Annotated in this window: 6 protein-coding genes; all 6 read right to left on the bottom strand. The window is 36.3% G+C overall.

The features are described 5' to 3' along the window. Positions 1–458: 458 nt before the first annotated feature. The 6 genes from pstA to BAMA_RS17685 all read right to left on the bottom strand — a co-directional run bounded on the left by pstA (position 459) and on the right by BAMA_RS17685 (position 6216). The gene (pstA, locus tag BAMA_RS17705) at positions 459–1376 is read right to left on the bottom strand and encodes a phosphate ABC transporter permease PstA (RefSeq protein WP_034641839.1); all 918 of its coding nucleotides are present in this window, start codon (positions 1374–1376) and stop codon (positions 459–461) included. 2 nt (positions 1377–1378) lie between these two features. Beyond that, positions 1379–2269, bottom strand: coding sequence for a phosphate ABC transporter permease subunit PstC (gene pstC / locus BAMA_RS17700; RefSeq protein WP_034641836.1), 891 nt, complete (start codon positions 2267–2269; stop codon positions 1379–1381). 71 nt (positions 2270–2340) lie between these two features. Then, positions 2341–3243, bottom strand: coding sequence for a phosphate ABC transporter substrate-binding protein PstS family protein (locus BAMA_RS17695; RefSeq protein WP_034641834.1), 903 nt, complete (start codon positions 3241–3243; stop codon positions 2341–2343). 552 nt (positions 3244–3795) lie between these two features. After that, positions 3796–3936 carry a hypothetical protein gene (locus tag BAMA_RS24975; protein ID WP_200874696.1) on the bottom strand — a complete coding sequence of 47 codons (141 nt, stop codon included), beginning with the start codon at positions 3934–3936 and terminating at the stop codon, positions 3796–3798. Between the two features lie 11 nt (positions 3937–3947). Further along, positions 3948–5108, bottom strand: coding sequence for a Ger(x)C family spore germination protein (locus BAMA_RS17690; RefSeq protein WP_034641832.1), 1161 nt, complete (start codon positions 5106–5108; stop codon positions 3948–3950). Further along, positions 5092–6216, bottom strand: a complete 1125-nt coding sequence (locus tag BAMA_RS17685; protein ID WP_034641829.1) for an endospore germination permease — start codon at positions 6214–6216, stop codon at positions 5092–5094. The genes BAMA_RS17690 and BAMA_RS17685 overlap by 17 nt, the downstream gene beginning before the upstream one ends.

Raw genomic sequence — 6216 nt, 5'->3', positions numbered from 1 at the left:
AGAACTTGTCCGCCGCCTCATTTGGCGACTTTTTCATGTTAACACCTCGTTGTTTCGATGTCAACAATGTTTTTTAATTTCTTTTTTGTCGTTTCTGCTGTTGTGCATCAGCGACGTTTATTAATATATCATTTGCTTTTTTAAACTGCAAGTACTTTTTTATATTTTTTTCATATCACAAAAAATCTACATAAAGTGAAACTTCACTCAGTAGGGTTTTCTCCATCCCCCACTGAATGTCAGCACGACCAATCGGGCTTTTACGGGCTGTTAATCTCCCACCTAAACTTCTTCGCTTCTCTCAAGCTTTGAGGTGAGAGTCTTACAGCCTGCAAATAGCGGGATTAAACGACAAGTAATCTTTCATACTATTTTATTAGCTATCACATGACCATAACTAAAAAGCCCTCTACTTTTTGAAGTAGAGGGCTTCACTATTTTTCATCTCAGCATAGAGATTATGCCGCTTTTATATTTTTAGACTTACGAGATCTTTTCGCTCCTGTAAAGCGTTTATGAAGTACAGATGCCATAAAGCGCGCAATCACATTGAATAGTAATACCATAATTATTAATACAGCAGCTGATTTTGTTGCAATTAGTTGTGCATCAGGAACAATGCCTTCTGAATTTAACTTCCATATGTGTACCGCTAAAGTTTCAGCCGGTCTAAACGGATTTAATGGATGAGCAGGGCTCGAAAAGTCAGCTGCTGGGTTTAAAATTGGTGACACTAGTCCTGCAGTATAAATTAACGCTGCTGCTTCACCAAAAATACGGCCAGCTGCTAAAATAACACCTGTAATAATTTGAGGCAATGCAGACGGAAGCATAATTCTAACGATTGTTTGCCACTTCGTCGCTCCAAGCCCAAGACTTGCTTCTTTTACATTAGAAGGAATTTCTGTAATCGCAGTTTCACAAACACGTGTTAAACCTGGTAAATTTAAAATCGTTAACGCAAGTGCACCACCCATGACAGTATAGCCCCATCCTGTCATTGTAACGAATACTAATAAACCAAATAAACCTACAACAATAGAAGGAAGTGATGCCATCGTTTCAATACAAAGACGTACAAAATTTAAAAACCGGCCTTGTTTGGCATACTCCGCAAGATAAATCCCTGCTCCTAATCCGAGAGGAACTGAAATAATTAACGTAAGCACTAACATATAGAAGGAATTAAATAACTGCGGACCAATCCCTCCTCCTGCTGTTGTATTACTTGGCTCTCCAAATAAAAAAGCAGGATCCCAAAAACCCCATCCTTTTTGAAGAATTTCATACACCAAAAACAGAAGTAAAGCTACAACAAAAGTTGCTGCTGCATATAAAACACCTGTCCAAATATTATTAACCGTTCTTGCGTTCATGTTTATCTTTCACCTCTTTGGCCGATCGCTCGAATTACTAAAATAAATAAGAATGAAATAAGAAGCAATATCATCGCTAATGTCCATAGTGCATTGTTCCAAGCTGTTCCGTTTAACGTATTTGTCATATCCATCGTCAAAATACCTGTTAACGTTGCAGTTGGGCTATATAAACTCTCTGGTAGTTTGATTGTATTACCAATTACCATTTGAACAGCTAATGCTTCTCCGAAAGCACGTGCTAATCCAAGAACAACACCAGTTAAAATTCCCTTCTTCGCTGCCGGAACAATAACACGACTAATCGCTTGCCATTTCGTTGACCCTAAACCATAAGAGGCTTCTAAATATTCAAAAGGAACAGAGCGAATTGCATCTGAAGCAATACTTGCGATTGTTGGTAAAATCATAATACTTAATACAATGATACCTGCAACTAAACTAAAACCTACTCCACCAAACGAATCACGTAAAAATGGAACTAAAATTGTTACCCCTAATAGTCCGTATACAACAGAAGGGATACCTACTAATAATTCTAAAACTGGCTGTAGTACTTTTTTACCAAACTTCGGTGAAATTAAATTCATAAACACTGCTAATGCAAGTGCCAGTGGCGCACTAATTATAACGGCTCCAAGGGAAACAAGTGTAGAACCTAAAATAAAGATAACCGCACCATACGTTCCTTCTTCACCGTTTGGATTCCATTTCGTTGACGTTAACACCTCAGTAATAGAAATTCCGCTTTGTGTGAATGATTGAATGCCCTTCCCGCAAATAAATGCAATGATTGCTAATGTAATAGCAACAATGAAAATCCCACAAAATGTAACAAGCGTTCTTCCAATATACTCGCTTTTCACATAATTAATTTGTTTTTTCCCCTTCATCACAAGATCACACCTTACTCTTTCTAGATTGAATTGAACAAGACTGGCTTATGTAGCCAGCCTGTTTTATATTATTGCTCCAATTTAGACATTGGGATATAACCCATTTCTTCTACTTGCTTTTCGAACTCTTTACCTTTTACATAATCGATGAAACCTTTTGTTGCATCTTTCGCTTCACCTTTTGTTACCATATATTCATAAGACCAGAACGGATACTTTTCAGCAGAAATATTTTCAATTGTTGGTTCTACACCATCAATTTTCAATGTTTTTAAAGAATCTTTTTTATCGCCTACCATATAAGACATTGCAAGGTAACTAACAGAACCTGGTGTCGAGTTAATTGCTTGCTCTACCGCACCGTTAGAATCTTGTGTTGTACCTGTTGCATCGTTAATTTTCACATCTTTCATGACTGTTTTTTCAAATGTAGCACGCGTACCAGAAGATGCTGGACGATTAATTACGTTAATTTTTTCGTCTTTTCCACCAACATCTTTCCAGTTTGTAATTTCACCAGAGAAGATTTTTTGTACGTCTGCTAATTTTAAATCTTCTACTCCTACGTCTTTATTTACAACTAAAGCGAATGCAATACCCGCTACTTTATTATCAACTAATTCTTTCGCTTGTTTTTCATCTTCTATTTTATCAGCAGAAGGAACATCTGAATTACCAATTTGAACAGCTCCAGAAGCTACTTGGTTAATACCAGTTCCACTACCTCCACCTTGAACTGTAATAGATACATTTGCATTTTCGCCCATGAATTCTTTAGCCGCTTCTTCTGCAAGTGGTTGAAGCGCTGTCGAACCCGCCGCTGTAATCGTACCGGATAATTCTTGTTTTGCATCTCCGCCACCTTTAGCAGATTCTTCACTACCTGTACTTTCTGACTTCCCACAACCAACTAAAGAACCTGCAAGTAATAATGCCGCTAATGAAAATTTAAACCCTTTCTTCATAACCATATCCTTGTACCCCCAGTTTTGTTATCGCTTTTCAAAGCGCTTGTCTTAACACAAATTCATTGTAAAACATGAATATTGTGCTAGTGTTAAGCGATTTTTAATTTTAAGTAAATACGAAAAATTCCACAGAAACCCTATATTTAACTGCTTTTTCGAGTGAAACGTCATATAAAACATATAGAAAGCCTATTGAAATGTTAAGCTTATTTTAATAATGTAAATTCTTTGTAAATACACAAACCATCATTTCAATAAAGTGAAACTTCAATCAGTGGGGGTTTTCTCCATTCCCCACTGATTGTTAGACCGACTAATCGGGCTTTTACATTCAAAAACGAAGACGACTGTTCAAGCATGAAAAGCACAAGATCAGCCTTGGACAGAAAGGATTAGCTTGTGGCTCGAGTGCTTAGGAGTCGTAGCTAGATTTGGGCTGTTAATCTTCCACCTAAACTTCTTCGTTTTTTCTCAAATTTTGAGGTGGGAGTCTTACAGCTCGCAAATAGCGGGGTAAACTCTACACGTCTTTTTTTCCATAAAAAAAGAACCAAATCACTCATTTTGGTTCCCTTTTGGAGTATTCCGTTTCCAAGGCTGCATTCCATACTCTATAATTTTTTTATGAATACGGTATATAGAATATGGAAGAACGGCCATTAATATCGTACATATAATATTTAACTTTGTCAGCAATGCACTCCCTCCTATCTTACTCTTTCTGATAACGATGAACCAGAATGTTCAATATTAGGATGCACATGAACATCAATATCACATTGACTAAAGTAATTTGCACCTTGATCCCAGTCTTTCTCAACTTTCTTCCATTTCTTATAGTCTTTCCTCGTGTACTCTCGCCCTAACTCTAACACATCTACTTTATACTTTTTCTGTACAATTTTAATTGTACTCTTTATTTTCTTTTCCATTTCATTTGCAATATATTTCTTTAAGGCCTCCCCTTCCATTACTTTACCGTGACCACTGAAATGAAGCTCTGCTAATGTCCCGTCTAATGTAATATCAACAATGAACTTAGGCTTTTTCGGCTCTTCAACAACTACATCTATTTTTCTTCGTATTTTTTGCACTTCATATGTAACAAGCTTATTATCTTTTCGAATCGTGAAAAAGCCACCGATTTCTTCTCCTATTATATAGTTTAATCCTAAGGTCTTATCTCCACTTAACTTCCCAACCATTTTGCCGTCCTTCCCCCGAAACAATGCCGCACCTTCCATGTTTATGCTTTGCTTCGTTAAACTTAGTATAGGTAAAACAAAACTTCTACGGGCATTAATTTTCTCTTGCAATTCTCCAATCCTTATAGCTTCTATCATTTGCGCATTTTTTTTAGCATGTTCAGCAATCATATCAATATACTTTGACGGTAAATTTTCAGGCTCTGCATTTTGCCCCAAAACTTTCTCCGCTTTATCTTTCGTGACAAAAATAAGGATATTCCTTCGCATTTCATGATCCCGGAAAAAGACATCTAGCGTATTTTCTAGAACATACGGCTTTCGTAACAAGTCTTCTGAAAACATTAGCACTTGTATATGAGGAAAAAAGAGGATACGACTTACTTTTTTTGCAATAATTCGAAGCTGCGCAAATACACCATCAGCTTTAGCACTAACATTAATATAGTTTTCTCCTCCTGCTTGCGCTCCTTCTGGTGTTAACTTCCGAGGTAACACCATTTGATATGTTCCCTTCATGACGGGATTACTGTCCTTTTCTTTCGCAAGGTCAAAAGCAACTCCTACAACAAAACCACGCTCTTCAATCTCAACTTGCTCAGCACACCCACTCACATAGACGAAACAAACAACACAACAAACTATCTTAAGAAGGTGCTTCATTTCTCTTATCCCTTCTCTTCTTTAATGTATAAATAATAAAAACAAATAATGTTGAAATAACTACAAACCCTAAATCCACCCAAGCTAAGTATGTTCCATACCCTATTAAAGTTTCTACTTCGCCTGGAACCATGTTTACGAAAAAAATAATTGGTGCACTAATAAAGATGAACCTATGCTTTGGCACTTTCGGGAACATGGAACAAAACAGTAGCACCGCGAGGTCAAAATACATAACTGTCGTATTATAAATTGTAATAATCCAAGTCGTAAAAAAAATAGCATCAAATCTTTCTAAAAAGCCACCACCAACTTCAATCTCCTTCCCTAACTCAATTGTTGGATATGTTAAACCTTTTGTCGTTATATACGTAAATACACTAATACAGGTTATGTAAATTAAGATATATGATGTAACCGTCACCATAACCCCTTTCGCTACTGCAAAAGGAGCTTTTTTTATATTCCCATTCAACATAACCGTATAAAAGAGCGCCACTTCAAATCCAATAAATGTAAAAATAGAATCTTTAACACCGTTAGTGTAATTTTTCCAGTCCGTTTGAAAAACAGGTAAAAGGTTGTCTACCTTCATTAAATTTATATTCAGTAATGACAATAATAAAATTGCACTAATTACAATTGGTAAAAACATCATATTAAGCCGCAACAATGCCACTCTAGATCCACATACCCCATATATGACAACAAGTAAAAAGAACAACGCTAACCATTGAATGGACGTGTCACCAAACAAATATGTTTGTGAAATAATCGAAATTGTTCTTGTCTCATACGATGTTAATGCTGCAAATGTTAATATTAAAATACCACTCACTACATATGCTACTGGCTTTGTTAAATACGCACTTGTATATTGAAAGAAATTTTGCTTTGGGAACAAAATCGCAACTTTTGTTACAAACCAAGCTAGAAAAGCACATATGATTCCACCCCCTAACAAAATAATCCATCCATCGGAAAACAAAGTCTTTGTCGCAACAAATCTTGGCATAGATAAAGCACCTGTACCAATAATTGTTGAAGATACTGCAAAAGCAAGCTCTCTAGGTCTAATTTCTTGGTCTCCATATTCAAAGGGTTTCAA

Origin of the sequence: Bacillus manliponensis, from assembly GCF_000712595.1 — a bacterium.
In the GTDB taxonomy this organism is placed as follows: domain Bacteria; phylum Bacillota; class Bacilli; order Bacillales; family Bacillaceae_G; genus Bacillus_A; species Bacillus_A manliponensis.
Note: the sequence above shows the minus strand (reverse complement) of the source record. Positions and strands in the feature narration are given on the sequence as shown.